Source organism: Vreelandella indica, assembly GCF_037070225.1.
Taxonomy (GTDB): Bacteria; Pseudomonadota; Gammaproteobacteria; order Pseudomonadales; family Halomonadaceae; genus Vreelandella; species Vreelandella arctica.
Map to the genome: position 1 here is coordinate 1 of NZ_JBANSO010000040.1, position 25325 is coordinate 25325.

Here is a 25325-nt window from a genome sequence, read left to right on the forward strand (position 1 = left end):
TTTGGTCCTGCTCTAGCTGTGCGACCGCATGATTGGCTTCGCGCTGAAGACGCTCACCCAAAAAATCCCGAGCAAGATTCTGTAACAATATGCCATGCAGTAGCCAGGTCGTCACCACCACAAATAGCGCCACGCCACCTAGCCCGGATTTCTCATAGGTCCCCAGCAAGTCTCGCAGACTGTGCGGGTTACCGCCATTACCGCTCATTGGCGGCCGTGACTGATCAATAATCGATCAATTCCTGTTGTCCGGACACACGGCCCCCTTTCCCCCATTGAGTCGGGCCGGGGGAGCCCAGGCTTCTATCCCGGAACCAGTTGACGCACCAGGTCAGAGAGTTCGTCTTTGTAAGGATAGGCATCGCTCATCAACACCCGTATGCGCCGAGTGTTGCGAATGATGACCGCGCCCACCTTGATCAGCTTCAGCCGCAGGTTACTGGCGCTCATTCTCTCGAAGGGCGTCTTCTTCAAGTGGGCCCGTAATCGCTCGAACAGCGTGTAGGCAAAGCCCGACAGGAGCAACCGCCACTGATTGGTCCACCACCGCGTGCTGGAGGTGCGATCTGCGAACAGACACAACTGCTGATCCTTGATCCGGTTTTCCATGTCACCCCGGGCACAGTATTGCTCGTAGTAGAGTTTAACGCCGTCGTCGTAACGGGAGCTGAGAATGAACCTGGGGTTGGCACCCAGTTCGCCCTCCTCCAGACGCGCGATCACCCAGCGGGGGTGTTTCCAGGTGTGGGCCTGGTACTGGAATCGATAGGTGGCGCAGACTTTTTCACCCAGTTCGTTGTGAGCCTTGCGAACCAGCATCGAGGGTACGTCTACCTCCTTGAGCAGCCGGCTGTTCTTGCTGAGGCCCACCAGATAGTCCACGTTGTTCCGGTCGCACCAGCTCAGCAATCGGGGACGGTAAAAGCCGCTGTCACCCCGGAACACGATGCGGGTATTCGTCCAGTACTGCCGGATGAATTTCACCAGCAGGGCCAGAATGGCCCAGCTGTGGCGGCTGTCGCTTCGGTTGCTGGTGCGCAGGTAGTTCACCAGCAGATGGCGACCGCAGAACACGTACAGTGGGAAGTAACAATGGTGATTGTAGTAGGCGTTAAAGAACTTGCCGGGCTGGTCGCCATGCACCGGAACGTCGGTGCCATCAAAATCCAGCACGATTTCCTTGGGTGGAGTCTCGTGCTGTTCAATGAAGTGATGCCACAGCAGTTCGTGGGCCTTGACCACGGCCTGCCGGTCTACGCGCTGCTCCATTCGGCACAGTGTTGATTTGCCCGCCAGAATGGCCTCTTCGCCAGTCGCGGTCTGAAGTGCCTGGTCAGCGCGTAACGTTTCGTGATCGTTCAGATCTTCGTATCCGGCGGCTACGCCAAAGACCCGTTGCCGGATCATGGTTTGAAGCTTGTGGCGAACCAGTACCGGATTACGGGCATCGTCCAGCACCGTAGCCAGGCGCTGAGTGAGCTGGTGTTGGTTGTCGACTTCGCGAAGCAAAAGCAGGCCGGCATCGGAGGTGATATGACCACCGGAGAAATCGGCTTCAATTTGACGGCGAGACAGTGGCGAGAAGGTCAGTTTTTCAGGTACCATTTTGGATAGCGGCTGTTGGTGCTTGGTGAACGGTGTAAGGTCCTGAAACTATAGCACTTTCAGCCGCTTTCTTTTATCCCCTCATGAGAAATCCGGGCTAATGTCCAACGGCCACTGGCAACGGTTGTGGTTGGCGGTCTGATCACTTCAACGCTGCTGACGCTGGTGGTGTTGCCCAGTGTGTACCAGTGGTTTGCATCTGAACGTCGTGACGTTTCAGTCTGATAGTCAGGAGACGGTTTATGTATGAAATAAAAGCGTATGTCAGAGAAGTGATGGCAGAGCATGTGGTTGATGCTCTGGCCAAAGTTAAGGGGGTGGCAAGTATTGCTGTCGTGTCTCTCGGCGAATTTGGTCATCTGGTCGGCGATGAGTCGCCTCTGGAGAAAGTGAAGATGGTCAAGCTGGAAATAGACGTAGCGACCGATGATGTCGCTGGTGAAGTTGTGGAACTCATTGTCAGAACGGGCAGAACCCAGGAAGGGCACCCGGGTGACGGCAAGGTGCTTGTATCCCGCCTGGTTCGGGCTGTTCGTATCGACGATGGTGCGACCGACGAGAGCGCACTTCAACCGGCATCAAACCAGCGCTTTTCCTAGATTGGATGGCGGCATCGTGGCCATGAGTCGCGTTGCCGCTTCTCCCCGCCCTTATTGAGGAGCACTTTCAAGTTCCCTGAGCTAATGCCTTCCAAATTCAAGTTCATTTCAACCTTTTCACTTACTATCTCCACCTCTACCTACTTTGTCATGGACGCCTCGCGCCCATGAATTGTGGCTATTTACCCCTTCGGGAGAAAGTCGATGAAGGCAAGCAAGCACTCGCCCAGGGCGTTGCTGTGTTCAGTACTATTGTCTATTCCTCTGTTCGGTCAAGCGGAGACTGTGAATTGGACAAATTGGCTCACTGGCCAGATAAGCAAGCATCCGGATGTCATGGCGGCGACAGAGCAGGCGGCAGCCCGGGATGCGGATGCTGAGGCAAGCGAACAACCGCTGTATAACCCGGAGCTGTCTGTTGGAGCAGACAGAACGGGCAGTGAAAACAACTTTGAGGCAGGGCTGTCACAAACGATCGATTGGTCTGATCAACAGGGTGCGCTAAAGGACAAGGCAAAGCTGATCAGGCTTTCCGCTGAAGCTGATTTGAACGAGGCGGTTTTGGCACAAACGTCCGAGTCGCTGTTTGCGCTTGTCGAGTGGCGCGCGGCGACGCGTGCCGAAGAAATTGCGGAATCCCAGCAACACCGTCTGGATGCCTTGCTGGAGCAGGTTGAGCAACGCCAGCAGGCAGGTGATCTGGGGCGTGCCGATGCAGAGCTTCTGTTTCTAAATCTATCCCGTCAGTTGAGCGAAGTCGCCCAGGCAAAGGCCGCAGTTGATCGAGCAGAAACTCAAGTTAGAGAACGTCTGCCGGACTGGAGGCCTCAGGATGGGGGAATCCCCGGGCACATTTGGCCGGCTCTTGCTTCCAGGGTCGATAACGACAATTTGCTGGATCATCCGTCAATTGCTGCTGCCCGCGCGAGGTGGCAGGTGCTGCGGAGCGAAGCCGAGGTGGTCAGTCGCAGAGCGACGGCATCTCCCACGGTCGGGCTGAGCGGAGGGCGTGATGGCGGTGAGAACCTGGTTGGCCTGACGTTCTCGATCCCTCTGAACGTCCGTAATAACTACAGCGCTGAAACCCGGGCTGCGAATCGACGGGCTCTGGAGGCGGAAGCGCGGTTTCAGGCGCTCTACCGGAAACGACAATATGACCTGGCAGGCGCTCGCGCTTCCTGGAAGCGATACGACAAGCAACTCCGTCGATGGAAAGAACTATCCCAGGGGCGTGTACAGCGAAGTGCCGATTTGCTTGAGAAGCAGTGGCAGGTCGGCGACCTCTCCACCTCTGAGTATCTCCAGGCGCTGGGCCAGCGCGCGGAGAGCCTGAAAACCGGTATTGAACTGGAAAAGCAGGCGCAGTTGGGTCTGATTGAGCTCTTGAGCCAGTCTGGCGAACTGATCACCCTCTTCCAACAATAGTCTGGAAACTGGATATTCATTATGAAAAAAGCTCTGATTTCAGTATTCGCATTGACGTTGCTTACAGCCCCACTTTCTTTTGTACAGGCAGAGGAAGATGCTCATCAGGAAGCCGGTCATGATCATGCTGCCAGTGGCGACGATCATCAGGAAGTCACCGGTGAGGAGGGCGAGCATAAGGAAGATCATGGTGAAGAAGGTGAGCATGAGGAGGAAGGTGATCATGAAGAGGAAGGGGGGCACGGCCACGAAGACGAGAACGGTGGCCATGAAGAAGCGGCCACCGCAAGCATCAATGCCAAACAGAAAGAGCTCGCCGGCATTGAAGTAGCAACCCTCGAAAGCAAGCGCGTTGACTATGAAATTTACGCGCCCGGTGAGCTGCTGACCAACGGCTATACCAGCTATCACGTGTCCCCCCGGGTTGCCTCAGTGGTGCTGCGGCGTCACGTGGAACTGGGTGAGCACGTAACCAAGGGCCAGCCGCTGGTAACCCTGTTCAGTGAGACGGTGGCACAGGCGCAGGCGGATTACAGGAAAGCTTTTCCTGAATGGAAGCGAATCAGCGGGCTGGGTCGTTCCGTGGTTGGCGATCAGCGGTTCAATACAGCGAAAGCCAACATTGAAGCGGCAAGCGCGACTCTGCTTGCTTACGGGCTGAACGATGATGACATTGGTGCGTTGAAGGCCAGCGGGGTGGATAGTCTCGGTGAATACATGCTCAGGGCTCGCGTGGATGGTGCAGTACTGACCGATGAGTTTGAGCAAGGACAAAGAGTTGAGGCTGGCCAGCCGCTGGTGACTCTTGCTGATGAGAGTGAGCTTTGGGTAGAAGCCCATCTGCCAGCAAGCTCCGACATTGTTCTAGAGAAGGGCGCGGAAGCCGAAGTCAGGGCAGCGGGTCGTGTGGCCGTGGCAACGGTGTCCCAGGAAGCCCACACCATTGATCCTGTGACCCGCACGCGGATTGTCAGGCTGGAGCTGGACAATCCTGAAGATCGTTTTCATCCAGGAATGTTCGCAGATGTGTATTTTCGTTTTAAGACCAGCGAGCCGGTGCTTGCCGTGCCGGAGACTGCATTGATGCGTGGCGCGGACGGCGACTGGACGGTCTATGTGGAAGAGGCCGAAGGCGAGTATGAACCCGTGGAAGTGGAACTGGGCCGCTCAATTGGCGGGCTCCGTGAGGTTTCCGGCCTGGCTGCGGGCCAACGAGTCGTTTTGCGGGGCGCATTTTTTGTGGCCTCTGAAATTGCCAAAGGCGGCTTTGATCCGCACAACCACTGATTCCGGGAGTCATTATGTTCAACCGAGTTGTCGACTGGGCGGTTCAGAACCGCCTGTTGGTTCTTATTGCGCTTGCAGTGCTTATCGCCACGGCCGCGTTTCAGATACCAAAACTGAATCTTGATGCTTTCCCCGACGTTACAAACGTCCAGGTCGCTGTTAATACAGAGGCGCCCGGACTTGCGGCTGAGGAAGTCGAGCAGCTGATCACCTATCCCATTGAAGCGGTGATGTATGCGTTGCCGGATGTTGAGGAGGTTCGGTCCATCTCCAAAACCGGGTTGTCTGGTGTCACCGTGGTCTTTAAAGAGGGCACGGATATCTATTTCGCGCGCCAACTGGTTTTCGAGCGGTTGCAGGCCGCGCGGGAGCTGATTCCGGACGGGGTCGGGGTGCCTGAAATGGGGCCGAATACGTCCGGTCTTGGCCAGGTCTACCAGTACTTGCTGATAGCGGACCCGGATTCGGGGTACGACGCAATGGAATTGCGCAGCTTGCACGACTGGCTGGTCAAACTGTTGCTGATACCGGCTGAAGGGGTTACGGAAATCCTGTCGTTTGGCGGAGAGGTCCGCCAGTACCAGGTTAACCTGAACCCGGCGCGAATGCTGTCCTATGACTTATCACAGAACGATGTCATGGAAGCCCTGGAGAACAACAACTCCAATGTTGGGGGCTGGTATATGGGCCGCGGGCAGGAGCAGTTGGTTATTCGCGGTATGGGCTGGCTGGGTAATGGCGAGCAGGGGCTCGAGCAGATCCGTCAGGTGCCCGTTAAAACCAGTGATGGCATTACAGTGACAGTGAACGATGTCGCCGAGGTAGCGCTGGGCACTGAAATTCGCCAGGGTGCGGTAACCATGACCCGGAAGGATGAAGCCGGTCAGGTTGAACAACTGGGTGAAGTGGTTTCTGGCATTGTACTCAAACGAATGGGGGCCAACACAAAAGCCACCATCGACGGCATCGAGGCCCGCATTGATCGCATAAATCAGGCGCTTCCGAGTGGGGTTCGTTTTGAGCCCTATTACAACCAGGCGGATCTGGTGACCAAGGCCGTAGAGACGGTGACCAATGCACTTCTGTTGGCTTTTGTGTTTATTGCGATCGTGCTTGCCCTGTTTCTGATGAATCTTCGGGCAGCAACGCTCGTGCTGCTTTCTATACCGATTTCTATCGGTATTGCGCTGATGATCATGGCCTGGTTCGGTCTCTCGGCCAACCTGATGTCTCTGGGCGGCATTGCTGTGGCAATTGGCATGCTGGTGGACGGCTCTGTTGTTATGGTCGAGAACATGTTCAAACATCTGACGCATCCGGATGCTGAGCATGACGCCCGTCGGGATGAATTGGTGAAAAACGACCCTGACCCATTGGACGCGTCACACGATGACCATGGCATTGCGCTTCGACTGCAGGAGGCAGGCCGGGAAGTGGCGCGACCAATTTTTTTCGCGACGGCGATTATCCTGGTCGTTTTCATGCCTTTATTCAGCTTTGAAGGTGTGGAAGCCAAGCTTTTCCAGCCAATGGCGATCAGCATCATGCTGGCCATTGTGTCCGCTGTGATCGTCGCTCTGGTGGTTGTACCCGCGCTGGCGTCATACATGTTCCGTAAGGGTATCCGGGAGCGGGAAAGCTTCATTCTAAAACCCCTGGAAAAGCTCTATCGCATGGGGCTTGCCTGGTCACTGAAGCATAGCCGCGTGGTTGTTGGCGCGGCGGCTGTTCTTGTTGTGCTGGCGGCGCTGGTTGTGCCACGACTCGGCACGGAGTTCGTGCCTGAACTGGAAGAGGGCACGATTAACCTCCGGGTGACCCTGGCCCCTTCATCAAGCCTTGATACGGCGCTTGAAGTGGCGCCAAAACTGGAAGCCATGCTGATGGAATTTCCAGAAGTGACCTACGCGCTGTCCCGGGCGGGGCGGGCGGAAATAGGCGGCGATCCGGAGCCCGTCAACAACATCGAAATCTACATTGGCCTCAAGCCAACAGCCGAGTGGACCAGCGCCAGTAATCGCTATGAATTGCAGGCCCTGTTTGAGGCGAAGCTCGAACAGCACCCGGGGCTACTGTTTAACTTTTCTCAGCCTATTGCAACTCGGGTTGACGAATTGTTGTCTGGTGTCCGCGCGCAGTTGGCCATCAAACTCTTTGGCCCGGATCTCAAGGTGCTGGCCGAGAAAGGCCAACAGATCGAAGCGGCGGTCCGAACTGTTCAGGGGACCCGGGACGTGGCCATGGAGCAGATTGCCGGTGAAGCGCAGTTGGTGGTTCAGCCAGACCGTCAGGCACTCTCCCGGTACGGACTCGCCGTGTCTGATGTGATGAGTGTCGTCCGGGACGGACTGGGTGGTGCCGCTGCGGGCCAGATCATCAACGGCAACGAGCGGTATGATATCTATGTGCGTCTGGCCAAACGTTTCCGGGAAGACCGGGATGCCATTGCCGATCTCAGGTTACAGGCGCCGTCCGGAGCCTGGGTGAGACTTGGTGATGTTGCCGATATCTCTATTCAGTCCGGTCCGCCTCAGGTGCGCCGCGATGACGTTCAGCGCCGTGTGGTCATTCAGTCTAATGTGCAGGGTCGTGACATGGGCAGTGTGGTTGCCGATATTCAGGATGTTATCGCGTCAGAAGTGAACCTTCCCCCCGGCTATTCGGTGGATATTGGTGGTCAGTTTGAAAACCAGCAGCGAGCTCAGAAACGATTGACCATTGTGGTCCCTGTATCTCTGGGCCTGATTGCGCTGTTGCTGTACTTTGCTTTCAGTTCGGTTGGTCAGGCACTGTTAATCCTTGTCAACGTGCCGCTTGCTGTCATTGGTGGCGTCTTTTCGCTCTGGATTTCCGGCCAGTACCTTTCAGTCCCCAGTTCCGTTGGATTTATCACACTGTTTGGTGTGGCGGTGCTTAACGGGGTCGTCATGGTCGAAAGCATCAATCAGCGAATACAGGATGGGTTGAGCATGGATGCCGCGGTGTTTGAAGGTGCCGTCTCCCGTTTACGTCCTGTCTTGATGACAGCAATAACCTCGGCACTCGGTTTGATACCGATGCTGTTGTCGACGGGCGTGGGTGCTGAAATCCAGAAGCCACTGGCCAGCGTGATTGTTGGCGGCCTTATCACCGCAACTTTCCTGACGCTGTTTGTTTTGCCGGTTCTGTTCGGTCGCTTTTCGAGAGCCAAGGTGAGTGATATCCAACGGTAAAAAATGGGAGAAGCCGCGCTGCGTCATCGACGGTTGCCTTTCTGGAGGTTTTCTAATCCGGAAGTGGCAGTAGAATGACAATGCTGGCTCCTCCGTTTTTTGAGGTACCCATGTTCATCTGTCCGAGGTTGTCTTCGACAATCTCGGACACGATGGACAATCCGAGCCCGAAACCGGCGACCGTTTCATCCAGCCTGGTACCCCTGTTCATGACAGTGGCTGCCGCCTCGGGAGAAATTCCGGGGCCATCGTCCGCTACTTCTATGGAGAGTCCTGATGACGTGCGGGCGATTGTAACGTCGACGGTTGTCTGGCACCACTTCCCGCCATTTTCGAGTAAATTGCCAAGTAGCTCTGAAAGATCCTGTCGCTCCATTGGCCAGCTGAAGTTTTCAGGTAAGTTGGTGTGGAGGCGAAAAACCGTGTCAGGGAAGATTTTTTCCATAACGGTGATGACACTTGCCGTGATTTCAACCGGCATGCACGTCCGTCCCATCTGTCTGCCTGATATGTCTGCTTTGCTCATCCGGTATTTCAGGGATTTGTCAAGCTCCCGCAAGTTAGAGGCCATAAACACAACATCCTCCCGGGACGGAGGCAAGGTATCGATATCCGACAAAATGGCAAGATTGGCAGAAATAGAGGTTTTGACCAGGTGAGAGAGATCGGAATTCAGGCGGCGGTGGCGGTCCAGCCGCCGGTTTGACAGCTCGAGCAAATCATTGAGCTGCCGGATCAGCGGACGAAACTCTTCCGGCACGTGAGGGTTCAGACGACTTTGTTTCCCGGATTGGAGCCGTCTCAGGTCCTCTTTTATCCTACTGATGGGCTTTAACGTCAGATGTGTGGTGGTTCCAATCAGTGCCAGCAGTATCGCCAGAAGAACGGCCGAGGCACCGAGCAATGTCAGGTGGGCCTTCAGCGGTCGTTCAGAGAGCGCCCCCTCGGTTTCAAGAACGGTGATTGAGGCCAGTTTTTCACTGGCGGAGAAAATGCGTTTGAGCCCGAAAAGCGTGTTCGCACCCTGCGCTATGTGGATGAAACCCTCGGGCTTCTCTGCAGCGCCCTGCAGTTGGCTCTGGTCAAAGTTCGGGCTCGCCAGGACGCTTCCGCTAGCCGTTTCGATGACGATGGCATGCCCCAGAAGCATTTCAAACTGATTGATCATGTTGCTGAGGTCGTCGGTTGTGGGGGATTCAGCCTCAATGATTGCCTGAAAGTTTCCCAGCTCTTTGTTCAGGTGTTGCTTCCTGGACTCGTCCGATAGTTGCTTTATCACGTAGGTGTGTGAAAAGAATATCAGAGTAAAATATACGAGGCTGAAAACAGCCCCATACTGAATGGCTGTTCTGCGGATACTTTTCGGAGCAGACATATTTTAACCTGGTTGGTTCACTCGGGCGTTCAGCGGTTAGGATCTTTTTCGAAGAAGTAGCCCTGGCCACGCAAAGTCTTGATTTTATTGCCCCCTATTATTTTTCTGAGCCTGGCTATATAGACCTGAACAACATTTCTGGTGGGGCATCTTTCTATGTTGTAGAGGGTTTCAACCAGGTCGTCCTGGGAAAACACCCGGTCCGGTGAACGGAGGAAACACTGCAAAAGGCGGAATTCCGTAGCTGTCAGTCTGAACTCTTTCTGGTCGGGCGTGGTAAGCGTTCGGTAGGTGGCGTTGAGATGAAATCCGTCGACGCTGATCTGGTCTGTCGTTCTGCCGTCCTTTCTGCGGATAATCGCACTGAGCCGGGCTTTCAGTTCATCAAACTCAAACGGTTTGGGAAGGTAATCGTCGGCACCCGCGTTCAACCCTTCTACTCTCTCAGTCCAGTTGGAGCGTGCGGTCAGAATAAGGATGGCCTCTTTTTTCCCGTTTTTTCTCCATCTTTGCATTAAAGACAGTCCATTTTCATCGGGCAGTCCGATATCGAGAATAACGGCCTGGTAGGAGCTTGTTTCAATCAACGAGTCCGCTTCTTTGCCGGTTTTGGCGATATCGACTGTGTAGTGCGCCTGCGCAAGCCAGTCCGATATTCTTTTGGCAAGTACCGCATTGTCCTCAACAATCAGAATTTTCATTTGTAAGCGCCGTTTTTCGAGGTGGGAAAGTTTCGCCAGTCTGCCATGGATTGTACCAGTAACGGCAACTCCCCAGAAAAACAGCAACCCGTTAAAAATGGGGGGTTACCGGTCGACTTTTCAGTTTGATTTCAGTTGCACCGGGTAGCGTCAACAATCGAGCCACGAACGCGAGAAGCTGTATATACATGGTTTTAGGAGCAACCTATGAGCGATAGACATTTCTATGCAGGTGTGTCCAGGCGCCGCCTTATACAAGGAGCTGCCACAATGGGACTTCTTGCCGGTTTCGACAGTTTGTTACCGGCCTATGCTAGGAGTCTGCGCGGCAGGAGCCACCTTCTGGCATAATACGTAAAAATTCTTCAGCACCGGAGAATCCGATGGGAACCACCTTCCGCCCCTATTCACCTGATCAGGAACTGCTTCTTCCCCCGAGCCTGAACGAGTGGCTGCCCGAAGGGCATCTGGCCTATTTCATCAGTGACGTGGTCGAGGAACTGGATCTGAGTGCCTTCTACGCCCGGTATGAAGGGAGCGGTCGGCGCAACTCGCCTTTCGATCCGCGGATGATGTTGAAGGTGTTGATCTATGCGTACGCGACCGGCGTGTTTTCATCACGAAAGATCGCCCGGAAGTTGGAAGAAGATGTCGCCCTTCGGGTCCTGGCGGCTGGCAATTTCCCCAGACACCGCACTATCTGCGATTTTCGCAAGCAACACCTGGCTGCGTTCAAGGCCGTATTTATTCAGGTGGTCCGGATCGCCCAGGAAGCGGAATTGGTTACTCTCGGTACGCTGGCGATTGATGGCACCAAGGTCCGGGCCAACGCCAGTAAGCACAAGGCCATGAGCTATGACCGCATGCGGGAGGAAGAAGCCCGTCTGTCAAAAGAGGTTGATGAGCTTTGTGGCCAGGCTCGCCGTGTGGATGAATCGGAAGACCAACAGTTTGGCCCGGATCAGCGGGGCGACGAGTTACCCGAAGAGCTTCAGCACCGTCAGGGGCGGCTGGACAAGATCCGGGCAGCGAAGGAGAAACTGGAAGCGGATCAAAAAACGCAAGATGAGGCCAAAGGCCGGCATCCAGACGATGATCGCCGCTCACCCAAGGGTGGCCGGAACTTCAAGAGAGATTATGGAGTTCCGGAGGACAAGGCTCAGAGTAACTTTACCGACCCCCAAAGCCGGATCATGAAAACGAATGATGGGTTCCAGCAATGCTATAACGGCCAACTGGCCGTGGATGGCGAGTTCCAGATCATCGTGGGCAACCGCCAGGGTAACAACCCCAGTGATAACGGCTGTCTGGTGCCGCTGCTGGGCGAGGTAAAAGAAACTCTGGGAAGTTACCCAGGCCAATGTCTGGCTGATGCGGGTTATCGCAAAGAGGAAGACTTGCAGGCATTGGAGACAAAAGGCATAGATGGCTACGTCTCGCTGCGCCGGGAAGGCAAAAAAACCGGAGATATAAACGCGAGCCGGTACCCGGCGACGGCCCGCATGGAGGAGAAGCTTACCACGGCGGAGGGGCGAGCAGTCTACGCTCAGCACAAGCACATGGTTGAGGCGGTGAATGGCTGGATCAAGAATGTCCTGGGCTTCCGGCAGTTCGGCTTGCGGGGCCTTCAGGCGGTGCAGGGTGAATGGGATCTTGTCTGTCTGTCGCTCAATCTCAGGCGCATGAGTTCACTGATGAGGTTGGCATAAGTCGCTGAGGCAGCCTTTGGCTCACGGTAGGTACAGCTGGGGCCCTGCGATGCCCCTTTTAACCGGTTAACTGGCTGGATCGAAAGCGATGATGGAGCCGATCCGATATCGCGAACACTCCTTCCGGCCAGACAATGATCCGGTCTGGCGGAAACGAGGGCTCAAAACGTTTCTGCCGCGCAGACTCCTAGCCCGGATTTCTCATAGGTCCCCGGCAAGTCTCGCAGACTGTGCAGGTTACCGCCACTACCGCTCATTTGCGGCCGCGATTGATTAATAACTGATCAATTTCTGTTGTCCGGACACACGGCCCCCTTTCCCCCATTGAGTCGGGCCGGGGGAGCCCAGGCTTCTATTCCGGAACCAGTTGACGCACCAGGTCAGAGAGTTCGTCTTTGTAAGGATAGGCATCGCTCATCAACACCCGTATGCGTCGAGTGTTGCGAATGATGACCGCGCCCACCTTGATCAGCTTCAGCCGCAGGTTACTGGCGCTCATTCTCTCGAAGGGGGTCTTCTTCAAGTGGGCCCGTAATCGCTCGAACAACGTGTAGGCAAAGCCCGATAAGAGCAACCGCCACTGATTGGTCCACCACCGCGTGCTGGAGGTGCGATCTGCGAACAGACACAACTGCTGATCCTTGATCCGGTTTTCCATGTCACCCCGGGCACAGTATTGCTCGTAGTAGAGTTTAACGCCGTCGTCGTAACGGGAGCTGAGAATGAACCTGGGGTTGGCACCCAGTTCGCCCTCCTCCAGACGCGCGATCACCCAGCGGGGGTGTTTCCAGGTGTGGGCCTGGTACTGGAATCGATAGGTGGCGCAGACTTTTTCACCCAGTTCGTTGTGAGCCTTGCGAACCAGCATCGAGGGTACGTCTACCTCCTTGAGCAGCCGGCTGTTCTTGCTGAGGCCCACCAGATAGTCCACGTTGTTCCGGTCGCACCAGCTCAGCAATCGGGGACGGTAAAAGCCGCTGTCACCCCGGAACACGATGCGGGTATTCGTCCAGTACTGCCGGATGAATTTCACCAGCAGGGCCAGAATGGCCCAGCTGTGGCGGCTGTCGCTTCGGTTGCTGGTGCGCAGGTAGTTCACCAGCAGATGGCGACCGCAGAACACGTACAGTGGGAAGTAACAATGGTGATTGTAGTAGGCGTTAAAGAACTTGCCGGGCTGGTCGCCATGCACCGGAAAGTCGGTGCCATCAAAATCCAGCACAATTTCCTTGGGTGGAGTCTCGTGCTGTTCAATGAAGTGATGCCACAGCAGTTCGTGGGCCTTGACCACGGCCTGCCGGTCTACGCGCTGCTCCATTCGGCACAGTGTTGATTTGCCCGCCAGAATGGCCTCTTCGCCAGTCGCGGTCTGAAGTGCCTGGTCAGCGCGTAACGTTTCGTGATCGTTCAGATCTTCGTATCCGGCGGCTACGCCAAAGACCCGTTGCCGGATCATGGTTTGAAGCTTGTGGCGAACCAGTACCGGATTACGGGCATCGTCCAGCACCGTAGCCAGGCGCTGAGTGAGCTGGTGTTGGTTGTCGACTTCGCGAAGCAAAAGCAGGCCGGCATCGGAGGTGATATGACCACCGGAGAAATCGGCTTCAATTTGACGGCGAGACAGTGGCGAGAAGGTCAGTTTTTCAGGTACCATTTTGGATAGCGGCTGTTGGTGCTTGGTGAACGGTGTAAGGTCCTGAAACTATAGCACTTTCAGCCGCTTTCTTTTATCCCCTCATGAGAAATCCGGGCTAGCCAGGCGAGTAGTCGAATACGTAAACTACGCCGATCAATGTGAAGCAAAGAAATACCCCTGGCCGCGGCGAGTTTGGATAATTGTTTTGCCTAGATAACGACGCAGACGAGCGACATAGACTTCGACCAAGTTAGGCGCGGCGGCATCCTGATCCAATGCATAGAGCTGCTCTAGTAGCTGCTCTTTCGAGTGAATGCGATCAGGATGCAGCATTAAGTAGCGTAGTAACCGAAACTCGGTCGCCGTGAGCGAACGCCACGTTTCACCTTCTAAGCACACGCGTTGACCCGCTTCATCCAACGAAATGCCGTTAAGCGTGATCACTTGAGATAACTGACCAGACTGCCTGCGTAGCAAGGCCTTCAGCCGGGCCATCAGTTCGGCTTCGTGGAAGGGCTTGGTAAGATAGTCATCGGCCCCCGTCTCAAGACCGACAACTTTATCTTCCCAGGTATCGCGGGCCGTCAGGATCAAAATAGGCGTGTCGCGTTTTTGCCTGCGCCACTGGGCGAGCAGATCCAGCCCTGAGCCGTCGGGCAAACCGACATCTAAGATCGCCAGTTCATAATGCTCGGTTGCCATCAGCGACTTGGCCGCTTTCAAGGAAGCGGCCAAATCAACCAGGTAACCGTTGTCTTTGAGACTCTCTGCCAAGCTTTCCGCTAGCAAGTCATCATCTTCAAGTAGCAACAGTTTCATGGATATACGTCAGATTAGAGAGAAAAATTGCCGTACATGCCGGATTCATAATGACCAGGAATGTTACAGGCATACTCTAGCTCGTTAACATTGTCAGGGACACTCCATAATAAAGTCCCGGTTTCACCAGGCGCAATGGTGACACCTGCCATACTCATATTGGCCATATCGTGACCATCGCCGTTTGACATATTGGACATATCGTGGCCTTCACCGTGTGCCATATTCGACATGTCATGGCCTCCGCCATTGGCCATGTCTAGCATCATTTTTCGATGCTCTTCTTGGGCTTCTTTGCTACCAATCACAAATTCATGCTCTAAATTGCCGGTGTTGGTGATTTCAAATTTAACCACCTCCCCAGCCGCCAGTTCTAGCTCTTCAGGGTCGAACCACATATCGCCAGCCTCAAGGCTGATCGTGCGGTCAACGTCAGCCTCGGTTAGGCCATTGTCACCACTGCCTTGGCCGGGCGAAGCCCATGCCGCACTCGTTATCAAACTGAGTGAAAGGGCAAACAAAGACGTTGTTAAGGAGATGTTGCGCATGGTCATTTACCTCAGAGGTTATTGTCACTTGTTCTTTATACGGCGTTAACCTGAAACGAGCCTGAACCTAACGTAAAAATATGGCCTGCTACCCAAAAGCATTTCTAACATGATGATGGATCCTGCCCCCCCTGATTAGAGTCAACGCTGCAGCAATGACTTTTCGTCTTGTTGGTGCAATTGCCTATGGCAGCCTCCGCCTAAACCTCAGCGTAAGGCCCATAAGAAGGAGACCGTTAATTTCGAGCTCTGGAACGGCTCAACAAGGTGGTTGACCTGTTAGTCACCCATTCGGTGATGACACTCTTGTCAGCACTGCCGTGATCAACAAGATAACCGCGACCAGCACCATCTCCAGTGCAATACTTCTCTGTAACCGTCCTGGGGCTGTTGCGTCGCCGCTCTCAAAGGCCGGCACAAGCCGCCACTTGTTCGCGGCAGCAAATAACAGTAGCGCCGCCACAATCAATACCTTGCCGATCAAGAACTGTCCATATGCCGTGGTGAGCAGGGGTGTGAGACCGCCTGTTAGCAGCGTGGCCAAAGTGACGCCCGCCAGTACCAACACGCCAACTCCGCCCATGGCGAGTTGCCCGAAACGGGTCAGAATGCGGGCGGTATTGCCGTGGTTGTAATGTTGCCCCACTAAGTGGAACAGCGGCCACAGCGAGGCTACCCAGAATGCTGCCGCCATCAGGTGAACGATCAGCAAGACAGCCAGAACGAGGCGTGGGGTGTTTACTGTATGCCCCACCTGCACGAATGCCAGCATCACCAATAAAACGCCTACTAGGCTCAAGCTGTTGGCTGTTTTTGAGAGTGTTAAGTTATTGAGCTGAATCGCCTGGACCAACAGCAAGCCAGTTACCACCAGTATCAGCCGGGTCCCGGACGCACCCTCGAACACGATCCCGAGTAGCATTGGGTTGGTTGCAGCCGCTATATTGCCGCCCCCAAGGTAACCAGCTTCTAAAGGCCACTGGAACAGAATCAGGATAATCCCGGCCCAGACAGCAAGGACACCCATGCGGGCGACGTGCCTCCGGTCATGTTCAGGGAGTTGGGGAAATGCTAGACAAAACAACACGGCTCCCGTCGCGACTAGGGCACTGAGGTAAACCCCGGCCGCCACGAGAATCATCGCGACGGTCCAGACGTCGAGGCTATTTACGGAGAACCACCAGGCCATGGGTCAGGGCTCGACCGAGAAGTTAAAACCGTCGGTCATCATGTGCCCGTCATCCGATAGGCCGCGCCAGCGTACCTGGTAGTCCCCAGCCGAAAGAATTTCACCTGGTTTTACGAAGTAGCGTTCGACCTGTTCACTGCCTGGCTGACCATCAAGAGGAACAGAGCCGTCCGGGCCTGTCACTTCAAACTGGGTGATACGCATCATGCCACCAAACTCAATGCCAATCTCTGCTGGGGAATCCTGAATGGTCACGCCATCCTTAGGTGAAGTGCTTGCGCCCCCTTCATGGGCCAGCACTGGGATTGCTAGCGACAGCAACAGCGTTGCTAAGGTAGCGTGAATGATAGGGAGCGAACTCGTCTTCTTTTGCATACCGTATCCTTATATATTTTTAGGGTTGAATGGATGCCGTTACTTCATCGCGGAGGCGCTAAAACTGATTCGGCTGAGCCTTCTTACATCGTTCATCTGCCCTGTTTGGCGAACAAGGCGCATGGCGTCGTGCTTTTCTTCATGGAAATGAGTCGGTGTTATAACGTGCCAACCTGAAACAGGGCTGAAAATGGCGGAAAAAATGATCTGTGACAACACTTAGGTATTGGGATCGGTTTCTCCTTTACCTTTGGGCCACCTATAGGTTGTAGGTTTATAACGAAAGCTAACTCCGCCTTCTTCCATTTTTAATGGATAAGGCGATGTCTCGACCAGCAACATGATAAGAGGAAATATCATGGTTAAGCACAAGATGATCTTTGCCATTGGTCTGGCTGCAAGCCTCAGTGTCCCCAGCAGCGCCATTTTCGCTCAAGGTATGAGCCAAGGCGCCCAAGGTCAGGGCAATATGATGGACGGCCAAGTCGGTATGGGTTCGGGCATGATGATGGGCAGTCAAGAAGACATGTACCCAGGAATGATGATGGGAGGGCAAAGCGGGATGATGCCTTGTCCAATGATGGGAGGCATGGGGAGCATGGGCGGTATGCTCGACGAGCAGCAGATGAGTACCATGCGTGAGATGCGCCAAGAACACCGCGCGGCCCAGCTTGAGCGGATGGGCGAATTGATGAACCTGCGCGACGACATGATGCAAATCATGCAGACTGAACGCCCTGAACAATGGAAAGTAAAGACGCTGCATGCTCAAATGGCCAGCCTTCATGGCGATATGATGGCTGATAACGTGCGCATGCATAACCAGATGCAGGACTTACTAACCGACGAGCAGCGTGAACAGATGAGTGGAAGCATGCCCAGCCACCATGGCCCGCAATAAGCCTTGGCGATTGCCTCTTTTTTTAGGAGTGATGGCATGATGAACGCGGAATGTTTTGCTTTTATGGGGTCAATGGGGTGGCTAGGCTGGTTGATGCCCCTGGCCATGCTGTTATTAATTGGCTTGGCGATCGCTTCGCTGGCCAAGTACCTCTTCAGTCGTTCACGCTAAGGAGTTGAAAATAATGCAACATATGAGCACCAAGCTTTTACTCTCTGGTTCCATGCTGCTTGGGGCGGTCTCCGCCCAGGCGGCGTTACCGCCAGAGGCAACATTGTATAAAAACCCCCAGTGCGGCTGCTGTGACGCTTATGCACGCCATCTTGAAGAGCTCGGCGTAGAAGTGACGATTATTGACGATGTAGAGCTGGGTGATATTAAGCAGCAGGCAGGCGTGCCCTATGGCCTGGGTTCATGCCATACCATTGAGATGGGCGAGTATTGGATCGAAGGCCACGTTCCAATGGAAGCCGTGCAGGCGCTGTTTGAGGAACAACCCGATATTGACGGTATCGGTTTGGCGGGTATGCCCATTGGCACACCGGGTATGCCGGGGCCACAAGAAAGCCCTTACAATGTGTACACGTTTACAGGCCAGGAAGATGAGCCATTTATGACCCTTTAGTAGGGTGATAAAAGCTCGCCTGCTGTCTGCACGCCGTTCTAACGGACTCTTGTAGTACAGCAGGCGCATTCAAGTCATACATTACTAAAACGAAAGCGCTGTATTAAACTTAGGATTTACTTTGCTAGTGCGTTACGGGTCGATTCGTTACGGTAAGCTAAAAATAAGATTGCGTCGTTTTCTTTACACCTACACATTGCCACACTAGCAAGCCTGTTAAAGCTTACTTTGCGCAAAAACCTCCTATTAATATTACGCCTTAATAAAAGGTGAGCATGTTGTATACCCGCGTTAGTAAGATTGGCAGTTCGCATCCCACGTTTATTTCCCAAGCCCGCGTCCTTACTCGTTTTACGATGGCCAATGGGAATGGTGGTCATCGATAACAAAGACGTGCCCATGTGAGCCTGGGGAATGATGGTGGGAATGGCGATGAGGTTCCGGCCCCTCCCATCCCTCATGTTCGTGCTGATGATGTTCATCGTGGTAGTGCAGGTGGGTGTGACTTTGGGCAGCGTGCTCGTGCTCAAGAGCCATCGGGTCATGTGCGTGCCAGATCAGGGCCGCGAGCCCCGTTGCCGCCAGGGCCACCGTTCCCAGCAAAGCGAACGTACCCGTCAGTCCCAGGTTCACTCCCAGCCAGCCTGCCAACGGATAGGTGACTAGCCAACAGCTGTGTGACAACGAGAACTGGGCAGCAAACAGCGCTGGACGCTCCTCCGGCTGGCATGAACGTTTGAGCAGGCGCCCGGTGGGGGTCATGACCAACGAGGCCCCAGCGCCCAGCAGTAACCATAGCCCGACAAGCCCCGCAAACGATGGGCCCAGCCAGCCCAGGTAGAGGCTGAGTGCCATCATAACGCCACCCAGCAGCATGACTGGCCGCTCGGACACCCGTTCCAGCACCTTGGGCAGCAGTAAGGCTATTAGCATGGAGCCCCCGCCTGCGGCGGCAAAGGCCAGTGCGACTTCTTTCTCGCCCAAATTCAACACCGAGCGTACGAGTACCACCGTGTTGACGATCTGCATGGCCCCGGCGGCTGAAACAGCCAGGTTCAACGCCAGTAGCCCGCGCAACCGGGGCGTCTTCAGGTAAATCCGCATACCATGAGTAACGCGACGCCAGACGCCGGGGGCTTCCTCTAGGGGGTGAGACGCAGGCAGGATCACCGATATAACCAGGGCGGCAGAGATAACGAAGGCCAGAGCATCGATTACAAACAGGACATCAAAACCCATCACCATCAGCAATGCCGCCGCCGCCATCGGGCTAAGAAGGTTCTCTAAATCATAGGCGAGACGTGATAGGGATAATGCTCGTGTGTACTGCTCTTCGTCTTCGAGAATGTCAGGGATCATCGCCTGGAAAACGGGCGTAAAGCCAGCTGAACAAGCATTGAGTAGAAAGATCAGCACATAGATCTGCCACACTTCGGTAACAAAAGGCAGTGCGCAAACCACGGCTGCACGCAGCAAGTCCAGGCTAACCAATAAGGTGCGCCGAGGCAGGCGTGATGCATAAGCGCCGACCAAAGGGGCAATGCCCACGTAAGCGACCATCTTGATCGCCAGCGCCGTGCCTAGCACGACGCCCGCCTGACCTTCAGCAAGATCGTGAGCCAGCAACGCCAGAGCAACCGTGGTCAGGCCAGTGCCGATCAGTGCAATGACCTGCGCTAGAAAGAGATGGCGGTAGACGCGGTGGGCGAGTACATCGAGCATAGAACTTCCTCAAATGAGGGGTGCCTAAAAGCGCTTACAGGTAGCGTGCAATCGTCTTGAACTCTTCAGCCCGTGCCCGTTGCGTTTGATTCTGAGTACCCAGGGCTTCGTCTAGGCAGTGGTCGATGTGATCCAGCACTAAGGTGCGTTTAGCTTGCTGAATGGCTTTTTCTACCGCATGGAGTTGTTGAGCGATGTCCAGACAGTGGCGTCCATCCTCTACCATCTGGGTCACACTCGAAAGGTGCCCCCGAGCGCGGTTCAGGCGCTTGACGATATCGGGATGTGACTGGTGAGTATGCATTGTCATTTTCTTTTCCCTTATTATATTCCTATCCCCCCGGAGGGGATGGTAATCTATCGCCGTTATTCTGCCAACGCTATGGTTCAAGGCAGACGGTTATCTATTTTTATGATTTTTACTTTTATCCTGGTTGCTCTACATGCTCAATCGGCTGCGCCACCGCCTTGGCTATCTGACCTTTCTGTTGCTGTTCCTGCCTAGCCTGGTAATCACCAGTGTGGGTGAGGCGCGTGCGCATGGGGCGGCGAGCATGGTTAGCGTTGAGTTGTCTCTCCATGAGAATGTGCAGAAGGGCCATGGGCATACCCATGGCCACGAGCACGAAGATAGTCGCCACCTCCATAATGAGAGTGGCAGTCACTTTCACGAAAAAGCGGATCGGCCTGGGACGGGCATTGCCGTCGAGCCGAACTTCCGCGACGCCCTGCGGCTAGGCGAACGCAGCGGCCTACCGCTGCGTCGTGTCTACCGCTTGGAGCGTCCTCCACGGCCGGTCATCGCTGGATGACTGGGGCCGTCCACTGGACGGCCAACACTTAATGACAAACCCGTGGAGGTTTTATGTTTCCATCCCAACTAGGGGGTGCGTTCGGCTTGCCTGTTTTGGCCCGACGCCACGCGCTGACCCTTTTCACACTGCTGGTGATGCTCCTGGGAGCCAGTGGTGAAGCCCTTGCCCACGCCGTTGCTGAAGGCGACAAAGGGTACATCCAGGAGATCTATGGCGTTCACCTGATCTCATTCGGCTATCTCGGTGCCAAGCACATGGTGACGGGGTATGACCACATCCTGTTTTTGCTAGGGGTGATCTTTTTCCTCTATCGAATGCAGCATATCGCCATCTACGTCAGCCTCTTCGCCATCGGTCACTCTACGACCATGCTGCTGGGGGTGTACTTTAATATCGGCATCAATAGCTACCTTATCGATGCCATCATCGGTCTCTCCGTTGTCTACAAGGCACTCGATAACATCGGTGCTTATCAGCGCTGGTTCGGCTTTCAGCCCAATACCAAGGTGGCGACGCTGGTCTTCGGCCTGTTCCATGGCTTTGGCCTGTCGAGCAAGATCATTGAGTACGATATCGCTTCTGATGGATTAGTCCCCAATCTCCTGGCGTTCAACGTTGGGGTAGAGATCGGCCAGCTACTGGCCCTAAGTGCCATCCTTATCGTGATGGGGTTCTGGCGAAGCACCAATGGCTTCTTACGCCACGCCTATACCGCTAACGTCGCCATGATGTGCGCTGGCTTTATGCTGGTCGGTTATCAGCTCACCGGCTATTTCATCGCCTAATTCAGGAGAGACCCAAATGTACAATACCGATCTTCCTACCCGTGCTGAGTTACCTTCGACGGGTAAATTACTTCGATCTACGTTGCTGGCGGCGGTAATAGCTATTGCCCTGTTGGTCACCGTGGTGCTGCCCGCAGAGTATGCCATCGACCCCACCGGCGCGGGCCGCTTGTTGGGGCTGACCGAGATGGGTGAAATCAAGGCCCAACTGGCCGAGGAGGCCGAGCTTGACCAGGCTAATGACGAAGCCGCTGCCATGCAGGCATCACAACCCACTGCACCTCAAGAATCAGCAAGTGATAACCAGCCCACGGCTGCAAACACTGCTGCTCAACAAGCATCAGATGTAGAGCCGGAGCAAGTAGCCTCCTCGGTATCTGACCAAGAGATGGTGCAGCCCGAGGCTAGCTTAGCGCTTGCTGACGCTTTGGCCGCTGAGGAGGCAGCCTCCCAGGCAACTGAAGAAGCTGCCACATGGGGCGATGAAGTGAGCTTCACCCTCACACCGGGCGAGGGCACCGAGTACAAGCTGACGATGGAAGAAGGCGCTGTCGCGACATTCGCTTGGGCTTCCGATGGGGGGCCACTTAATTTCGACACACACGGTGACGGAAATGGCAACTCGATTAGCTATGAGAAAGGACGCGGCGTGCCCGAAGATGAGGGTGAACTGGAAGCCGCGTTCACCGGTAACCACGGTTGGTTCTTTCGTAATCGCAATGATAACGACGTGACCGTGATGTTGCGTGTTGGAGGGGACTATGGGGAGCTGAATAAGGTTCTCTAAAGCAGTGGCCCCTAGCGCTCTCCTGAGCGTTAGGGGCCTTTGCCATCAGCGTCGCTACATTGATGGGGAAACCGTCTACAGAATTAGATGAGATAGTGGTCGTTGGGTTATCTGATTTAATATAATATTTAGGCATATATGCGAAATATCTGAAAGTCTTCTATTGGCCGGTTAGCGACGGTCTGATTCCTACCATCGCTATACAAACGGGACTATCCGGTATTACTCAGTGGTTACGCGTACTGAAAGCTACATAAAACGTAAAACAAGCGATAGGCCGGGTTAAGCATATCCGCCCTGGCGAATATGGGCTATGTACGCGATTACCTCGTAAGCTTTTCCTTGAGCGGCTAGTTGCTGGGCTGTCTGTCCACCGAGGGCCGAAATGGGATATGTTTGATACCATGCCCAGGCGGAGGATCGAGAGCCTGCCCAAGGTTCGATCTGGTCCAAAATAGTTTGAATTAACTTTTCTCGATCTTGCCTTTCGTTCTGGTAATCGCGGTAGCGGGCCCATACAAGGCCGGCTCCGAACATGAGTAGAGCGGAGAAAAGAATGCCGAGAGGGAGAAGTATAGCCAAAGCATCAGGCGATAAAGATGGCATGTCTAGACTCTCCTTCGGTGTTTAGGGTTCGCATTATGACTTGTTTCGTTAAGATAAAAATTTCCGAAACGAGGGTGATTATCTTTGAGACAGCCTCGTTTAAATAACGGCATCCAGGCCGACCGTAGTTGGATAATCTACGCTCGTCGCGGTTATCTATAAATTTATCATATTCAACCAGCCGTGTGGTTTTGGCCAGGTACTGCTCAAGCCACCTATTGCCCGTCTGGCGCTAGGTCGTGATTCTATCGGCTCCTTTTGGCCTTCAAGTACCACGTGCAACCTGTCGGCGATTAGCGTTAAAGTGAACCAAATCAATAAATTAAGAAAGATAAATATACTTCAGGTGGCTGGCTACGATGGCTATACGAAAAATAAGTGATTTGAACCCGGTTTTTAATGGTGAAAACGTTGTCGAATGGCAATCGCCAGCGGGTACAAGGTTTCGTTACGAGCGGGATCGCTGTGCAGTGGGTCAGGAAATGTTGCCAGGAAGCGAAGTGTACGATTGGTACGTGCTGGCTAAGAGTGATCTTAGCCATGCCAAGAGAATGGTGTTCCGATTAATTAATGAAGATGAGTTCTGAACATTACAACAAAGAGCCATTTCGTAGAGGCCGTTCGGGTCGGCGCTGAATAAGAGCAATCAATACACTAAATTGCGTTGCTCGGATGGAAGTAGATAGCTTTGTGCCTGCTTGAGTATTGTTATGCACGTTGCAGACCTACCGCAAAAATGCCACCTCAAACAACTATCGAGTCACATCTCTCATCGTAGAAACGGCTATCGTCCTTAATTAAATCGTCCCTTATTAGCCTTACGAGGGTTAGGTAAACGTATAGAAGACATCTTAGGGAGCAAGGTTATCGGCTCGCACTGTAATGTCGCTGCGATCCTATACAGCATCTCAATGGTGATGCTCACTTCTCCACGCTCTATCCTTCCCATGTAGCTACGATCAATGCCTGCTACTAATGCAAAGCGATCCTGAGAGAGGCCATTCGCTCGGCGCTTTTCCCTAATGTTTTTTCCGATAGCGACTGCCAGCTCTTCCATATCTGCCTCATTGGTCATGAGGCAGGACTATCGAGCGTTGCGGCCTATCGAGCCACGGCTTATAATCCGTATTTTCACTCCTTTGATGCCCATACCCATGTCCCGTAACCTCCCGAGCATAGATAGGCGAATCATTGAACTCTTACTGAAACCAGAAAATGTTACATTCTGCGTTCAAAGCCTCCGGGATCAGTACATTGAGCAATACGACATAAATCCAGTGCATAAAGCGCCACTGCGTCGCTTTATTTATGAGCGCGTCAGAAAGTTAATTAAGGCCCAGTTTGTAGAGAAGGATAGTGAGATAAAGAGCCGCGGCCAGAAGTACCATGTAAGCTCTATGTTGATAGAAGCTGATCTTGATACTGATGAAGATGACTTTGTCTCATGGCTACAACGTACTCATCCTCAAACATCGAATGAGTCAGTCACCCATGATGCGAGCCAGTCAAATAGCGAAGAGAATAGGCAAGCAGCAAAGGCGCCTGCCGATAGCTACACTGTATTGGAAAAAAAGTTAAATGAGGCGCAAAGCCGGTTTTTGGAATCTTTAGGGGAAGTGGAGGCCTTCCAGCAGCTTATGAGGGACCATCCGGAGCTTAATAATAGCCTTTCAATTGACTACCGCAGTGCTCACGAGCGTAGCTCACGTCTTTTAGGCCATGTCAGTGCTTTAGAAAAGGCCATAAGCCGCCTCAGTGGCTCATGATTGTATTGCGGAAGTGGCAAGCGGACTGTTTAGACAAGGCCAAAGCACACTATCAGTGCCACCGTGATTATTTCGTTCAGGCAACCCCGGGTAGCGGGAAAACGCGTCTTGCCGCCGAATTGGCCAAGTGGTTGCTTGAAGAACAGCTTATCGACTTCGTTATCTGCTTTGCCCCTACGCGGGAAGTGGTTGCAGGTATGCAGCGCACGTTTTCTGCTGTTTTAGATCAGCGTTTTGGAAACGTCATTGCATCCGCAGGAGCCGCTTATACTTACCAATCCATGGAATACCAACAGGAAGAATTTTGGGATATTTTTAAAAAATTCCGCGTATTAGCTATCTTCGACGAAATTCATCACTGCGCAGGTCATGATCCTCTCCTTAGTAACACATGGGGACAGCAGATTATTCGGAATATCCAGGATCAAGCTACTTATACCCTAGGCTTGTCTGGAACCCCTTGGCGTTCTGATGACCTTCCTATCGCGTTGGCACGGTACTCTGATCCAGAAGGGCAGCTGATCTGTGACTATCGTTATGACCTACAAAGTGCTGTGAACGAGGGCGTTTGCAGAGCCCCACGGATTACGCTGATCGATAACCCTTTAATCAGGCTCGTCGAGGAAAAAGAAAACACTGAGTCTGTTCGAGGGTTTTCATGCTTCTCTCAACTACTCAGTGAGTCACCCGTTAGCTACGAAGACCTGTTGCGCCATGTGCGTATTCCGGCGAACGTGACCGGTCATTCCGGTGATCGTGACCGATTTGCACACAGCCTTCACGCTGGAGAGAGTTTTGTACGCTGAGCGGTCACGATGGGTCAACCGATTCCGTTTTT

Annotated in this window: 27 protein-coding genes and 1 pseudogene; 15 read left to right on the forward strand and 13 right to left on the reverse strand. The window is 54.0% G+C overall.

Going from position 1 to position 25325, the window contains the following annotated elements:
• Together V8L71_RS19140 and V8L71_RS19145 are read right to left on the reverse strand one after the other, a co-directional pair.
• A pseudogene (locus tag V8L71_RS19140) lies at positions 1-208 on the reverse strand (hypothetical protein); the annotation flags it as partial.
• A 95-nt stretch (positions 209-303) separates the two neighbouring features.
• A complete protein-coding gene (locus tag V8L71_RS19145; protein ID WP_336275160.1) occupies positions 304-1605 on the reverse strand; it encodes an IS1380 family transposase in 1302 nt (433 codons plus the stop codon).
• A 90-nt stretch (positions 1606-1695) separates the two neighbouring features.
• Here V8L71_RS19145 and V8L71_RS20795 point away from each other — a divergent pair, with 90 nt between their 5' ends.
• The 5 genes from V8L71_RS20795 to V8L71_RS19165 all read left to right on the forward strand — a co-directional run bounded on the left by V8L71_RS20795 (position 1696) and on the right by V8L71_RS19165 (position 8128).
• On the forward strand, positions 1696-1830 hold the full coding sequence (locus tag V8L71_RS20795; protein ID WP_227497867.1) for an efflux RND transporter permease subunit: 135 nt from the start codon (positions 1696-1698) through the stop codon (positions 1828-1830).
• A 17-nt stretch (positions 1831-1847) separates the two neighbouring features.
• Complete coding sequence (locus tag V8L71_RS19150; protein WP_035561679.1) at positions 1848-2204, forward strand: P-II family nitrogen regulator; 357 nt, start codon at positions 1848-1850, stop codon at positions 2202-2204.
• Between the two features lie 285 nt (positions 2205-2489).
• Complete coding sequence (locus V8L71_RS19155; RefSeq protein ID WP_336275161.1) at positions 2490-3629, forward strand: TolC family protein; 1140 nt, start codon at positions 2490-2492, stop codon at positions 3627-3629.
• A gap of 21 nt (positions 3630-3650) precedes the next feature.
• Positions 3651-4916 carry an efflux RND transporter periplasmic adaptor subunit gene (locus tag V8L71_RS19160; protein ID WP_035561686.1) on the forward strand — a complete coding sequence of 422 codons (1266 nt, stop codon included), beginning with the start codon at positions 3651-3653 and terminating at the stop codon, positions 4914-4916.
• Between the two features lie 14 nt (positions 4917-4930).
• Positions 4931-8128 carry an efflux RND transporter permease subunit gene (locus V8L71_RS19165; protein WP_035561689.1) on the forward strand — a complete coding sequence of 1066 codons (3198 nt, stop codon included), beginning with the start codon at positions 4931-4933 and terminating at the stop codon, positions 8126-8128.
• Positions 8129-8180: 52 nt separating this feature from the next.
• On the opposite strand, the gene V8L71_RS19170 is transcribed toward V8L71_RS19165, so the two are convergent.
• Entirely contained in the window at positions 8181-9503 is a 1323-nt protein-coding gene (locus V8L71_RS19170; RefSeq protein WP_035561693.1) for an ATP-binding protein, read from the reverse strand.
• A gap of 29 nt (positions 9504-9532) precedes the next feature.
• A complete protein-coding gene (locus tag V8L71_RS19175) occupies positions 9533-10204 on the reverse strand; it encodes a response regulator (protein WP_035561696.1) in 672 nt (223 codons plus the stop codon).
• A gap of 383 nt (positions 10205-10587) precedes the next feature.
• On the opposite strand from V8L71_RS19175, the gene V8L71_RS19180 reads away from it, so the two are divergent.
• Complete coding sequence (locus V8L71_RS19180) at positions 10588-11913, forward strand: IS1182 family transposase (RefSeq protein WP_035561699.1); 1326 nt, start codon at positions 10588-10590, stop codon at positions 11911-11913.
• Positions 11914-12265: 352 nt separating this feature from the next.
• Here V8L71_RS19180 and V8L71_RS19185 read toward each other — a convergent pair whose 3' ends face one another.
• From V8L71_RS19185 to V8L71_RS19205, 5 genes are all read right to left on the reverse strand, one after another.
• Complete coding sequence (locus V8L71_RS19185) at positions 12266-13567, reverse strand: IS1380 family transposase (protein ID WP_336275162.1); 1302 nt, start codon at positions 13565-13567, stop codon at positions 12266-12268.
• A gap of 135 nt (positions 13568-13702) precedes the next feature.
• Positions 13703-14368, reverse strand: a complete 666-nt coding sequence (locus V8L71_RS19190; protein WP_035561703.1) for a response regulator transcription factor — start codon at positions 14366-14368, stop codon at positions 13703-13705.
• A gap of 14 nt (positions 14369-14382) precedes the next feature.
• Entirely contained in the window at positions 14383-14916 is a 534-nt protein-coding gene (locus V8L71_RS19195) for a cupredoxin domain-containing protein (protein WP_101146764.1), read from the reverse strand.
• 283 nt (positions 14917-15199) lie between these two features.
• Positions 15200-15943 (reverse strand): copper resistance D family protein, encoded by a 744-nt coding sequence (locus V8L71_RS19200; RefSeq protein WP_336275163.1) that lies wholly within the window; start codon positions 15941-15943, stop codon positions 15200-15202.
• Between the two features lie 165 nt (positions 15944-16108).
• A complete protein-coding gene (locus V8L71_RS19205) occupies positions 16109-16480 on the reverse strand; it encodes a copper resistance CopC family protein (protein WP_035561708.1) in 372 nt (123 codons plus the stop codon).
• 358 nt (positions 16481-16838) lie between these two features.
• Between V8L71_RS19205 and V8L71_RS19210 the strand changes: the two genes are divergently transcribed.
• From V8L71_RS19210 to V8L71_RS19220, 3 genes are read left to right on the forward strand one after another with little or no spacing between them, the layout of a single operon-like run.
• A complete protein-coding gene (locus V8L71_RS19210) occupies positions 16839-17381 on the forward strand; it encodes a hypothetical protein (RefSeq protein WP_035561711.1) in 543 nt (180 codons plus the stop codon).
• A 36-nt stretch (positions 17382-17417) separates the two neighbouring features.
• Positions 17418-17552: a hypothetical protein gene (locus tag V8L71_RS19215; protein WP_008957443.1), complete on the forward strand. Its 135-nt coding sequence runs from the start codon at positions 17418-17420 to the stop codon at positions 17550-17552.
• Between the two features lie 13 nt (positions 17553-17565).
• Positions 17566-18006 (forward strand): DUF411 domain-containing protein, encoded by a 441-nt coding sequence (locus V8L71_RS19220; RefSeq protein WP_008957442.1) that lies wholly within the window; start codon positions 17566-17568, stop codon positions 18004-18006.
• 351 nt (positions 18007-18357) lie between these two features.
• Here the strand turns inward: V8L71_RS19220 and V8L71_RS19225 are convergent, their stop codons facing one another.
• Positions 18358-19728 carry an MFS transporter gene (locus V8L71_RS19225; protein WP_336275164.1) on the reverse strand — a complete coding sequence of 457 codons (1371 nt, stop codon included), beginning with the start codon at positions 19726-19728 and terminating at the stop codon, positions 18358-18360.
• A gap of 34 nt (positions 19729-19762) precedes the next feature.
• Complete coding sequence (locus V8L71_RS19230) at positions 19763-20038, reverse strand: metal-sensing transcriptional repressor (protein WP_008957440.1); 276 nt, start codon at positions 20036-20038, stop codon at positions 19763-19765.
• Between the two features lie 133 nt (positions 20039-20171).
• On the opposite strand from V8L71_RS19230, the gene V8L71_RS19235 reads away from it, so the two are divergent.
• The 3 genes from V8L71_RS19235 to V8L71_RS19245 are packed head-to-tail and all read left to right on the forward strand — an operon-like array spanning position 20172 to position 22115.
• On the forward strand, positions 20172-20540 hold the full coding sequence (locus V8L71_RS19235; protein WP_022522208.1) for a hypothetical protein: 369 nt from the start codon (positions 20172-20174) through the stop codon (positions 20538-20540).
• A gap of 53 nt (positions 20541-20593) precedes the next feature.
• On the forward strand, positions 20594-21328 hold the full coding sequence (locus V8L71_RS19240; protein ID WP_336275165.1) for a HupE/UreJ family protein: 735 nt from the start codon (positions 20594-20596) through the stop codon (positions 21326-21328).
• 16 nt (positions 21329-21344) lie between these two features.
• The gene (locus V8L71_RS19245; RefSeq protein WP_022522210.1) at positions 21345-22115 is read left to right on the forward strand and encodes a hypothetical protein; all 771 of its coding nucleotides are present in this window, start codon (positions 21345-21347) and stop codon (positions 22113-22115) included.
• A 282-nt stretch (positions 22116-22397) separates the two neighbouring features.
• On the opposite strand, the gene V8L71_RS19250 is transcribed toward V8L71_RS19245, so the two are convergent.
• Positions 22398-22721 carry a hypothetical protein gene (locus V8L71_RS19250; RefSeq protein WP_053856994.1) on the reverse strand — a complete coding sequence of 108 codons (324 nt, stop codon included), beginning with the start codon at positions 22719-22721 and terminating at the stop codon, positions 22398-22400.
• 359 nt (positions 22722-23080) lie between these two features.
• Between V8L71_RS19250 and V8L71_RS19255 the strand changes: the two genes are divergently transcribed.
• A complete protein-coding gene (locus V8L71_RS19255) occupies positions 23081-23308 on the forward strand; it encodes a hypothetical protein (protein WP_022522212.1) in 228 nt (75 codons plus the stop codon).
• A 206-nt stretch (positions 23309-23514) separates the two neighbouring features.
• Here the strand turns inward: V8L71_RS19255 and V8L71_RS19260 are convergent, their stop codons facing one another.
• A complete protein-coding gene (locus V8L71_RS19260; protein ID WP_101146727.1) occupies positions 23515-23778 on the reverse strand; it encodes a helix-turn-helix domain-containing protein in 264 nt (87 codons plus the stop codon).
• Positions 23779-23875: 97 nt separating this feature from the next.
• Between V8L71_RS19260 and V8L71_RS19265 the strand changes: the two genes are divergently transcribed.
• A complete protein-coding gene (locus V8L71_RS19265; protein WP_022522215.1) occupies positions 23876-24487 on the forward strand; it encodes a hypothetical protein in 612 nt (203 codons plus the stop codon).
• Positions 24484-25293, forward strand: a complete 810-nt coding sequence (locus V8L71_RS19270) for a DEAD/DEAH box helicase (RefSeq protein WP_336275166.1) — start codon at positions 24484-24486, stop codon at positions 25291-25293. The genes V8L71_RS19265 and V8L71_RS19270 overlap by 4 nt, the downstream gene beginning before the upstream one ends.
• Positions 25294-25325 lie beyond the last annotated feature (32 nt).

Coding starts and splice junctions, on each gene's coding strand:
- V8L71_RS19205 (WP_035561708.1), bottom strand. CDS start 16,480: ATGCAAAAGAAGACGAGTTCGCTCCCTATCATTCACGCTACCTTAGCA.
- V8L71_RS19220 (WP_008957442.1), top strand. CDS start 17,566: ATGCAACATATGAGCACCAAGCTTTTACTCTCTGGTTCCATGCTGCTT.
- V8L71_RS19265 (WP_022522215.1), top strand. CDS start 23,876: ATGTCCCGTAACCTCCCGAGCATAGATAGGCGAATCATTGAACTCTTA.
- V8L71_RS19255 (WP_022522212.1), top strand. CDS start 23,081: ATGGCTATACGAAAAATAAGTGATTTGAACCCGGTTTTTAATGGTGAA.
- V8L71_RS19165 (WP_035561689.1), top strand. CDS start 4,931: ATGTTCAACCGAGTTGTCGACTGGGCGGTTCAGAACCGCCTGTTGGTT.
- V8L71_RS19270 (WP_336275166.1), top strand. CDS start 24,484: ATGATTGTATTGCGGAAGTGGCAAGCGGACTGTTTAGACAAGGCCAAA.
- V8L71_RS19240 (WP_336275165.1), top strand. CDS start 20,594: ATGTTTCCATCCCAACTAGGGGGTGCGTTCGGCTTGCCTGTTTTGGCC.
- V8L71_RS19145 (WP_336275160.1), bottom strand. CDS start 1,605: ATGGTACCTGAAAAACTGACCTTCTCGCCACTGTCTCGCCGTCAAATT.
- V8L71_RS19170 (WP_035561693.1), bottom strand. CDS start 9,503: ATGTCTGCTCCGAAAAGTATCCGCAGAACAGCCATTCAGTATGGGGCT.
- V8L71_RS19250 (WP_053856994.1), bottom strand. CDS start 22,721: ATGCCATCTTTATCGCCTGATGCTTTGGCTATACTTCTCCCTCTCGGC.
- V8L71_RS19175 (WP_035561696.1), bottom strand. CDS start 10,204: ATGAAAATTCTGATTGTTGAGGACAATGCGGTACTTGCCAAAAGAATA.
- V8L71_RS19200 (WP_336275163.1), bottom strand. CDS start 15,943: ATGGGTGTCCTTGCTGTCTGGGCCGGGATTATCCTGATTCTGTTCCAG.
- V8L71_RS19160 (WP_035561686.1), top strand. CDS start 3,651: ATGAAAAAAGCTCTGATTTCAGTATTCGCATTGACGTTGCTTACAGCC.
- V8L71_RS19190 (WP_035561703.1), bottom strand. CDS start 14,368: ATGAAACTGTTGCTACTTGAAGATGATGACTTGCTAGCGGAAAGCTTG.
- V8L71_RS19210 (WP_035561711.1), top strand. CDS start 16,839: ATGGTTAAGCACAAGATGATCTTTGCCATTGGTCTGGCTGCAAGCCTC.
- V8L71_RS19195 (WP_101146764.1), bottom strand. CDS start 14,916: ATGCGCAACATCTCCTTAACAACGTCTTTGTTTGCCCTTTCACTCAGT.
- V8L71_RS19215 (WP_008957443.1), top strand. CDS start 17,418: ATGATGAACGCGGAATGTTTTGCTTTTATGGGGTCAATGGGGTGGCTA.
- V8L71_RS19225 (WP_336275164.1), bottom strand. CDS start 19,728: ATGCTCGATGTACTCGCCCACCGCGTCTACCGCCATCTCTTTCTAGCG.
- V8L71_RS19245 (WP_022522210.1), top strand. CDS start 21,345: ATGTACAATACCGATCTTCCTACCCGTGCTGAGTTACCTTCGACGGGT.
- V8L71_RS19150 (WP_035561679.1), top strand. CDS start 1,848: ATGTATGAAATAAAAGCGTATGTCAGAGAAGTGATGGCAGAGCATGTG.
- V8L71_RS19185 (WP_336275162.1), bottom strand. CDS start 13,567: ATGGTACCTGAAAAACTGACCTTCTCGCCACTGTCTCGCCGTCAAATT.
- V8L71_RS19235 (WP_022522208.1), top strand. CDS start 20,172: ATGCTCAATCGGCTGCGCCACCGCCTTGGCTATCTGACCTTTCTGTTG.
- V8L71_RS19230 (WP_008957440.1), bottom strand. CDS start 20,038: ATGACAATGCATACTCACCAGTCACATCCCGATATCGTCAAGCGCCTG.
- V8L71_RS19260 (WP_101146727.1), bottom strand. CDS start 23,778: ATGGAAGAGCTGGCAGTCGCTATCGGAAAAAACATTAGGGAAAAGCGC.
- V8L71_RS19180 (WP_035561699.1), top strand. CDS start 10,588: ATGGGAACCACCTTCCGCCCCTATTCACCTGATCAGGAACTGCTTCTT.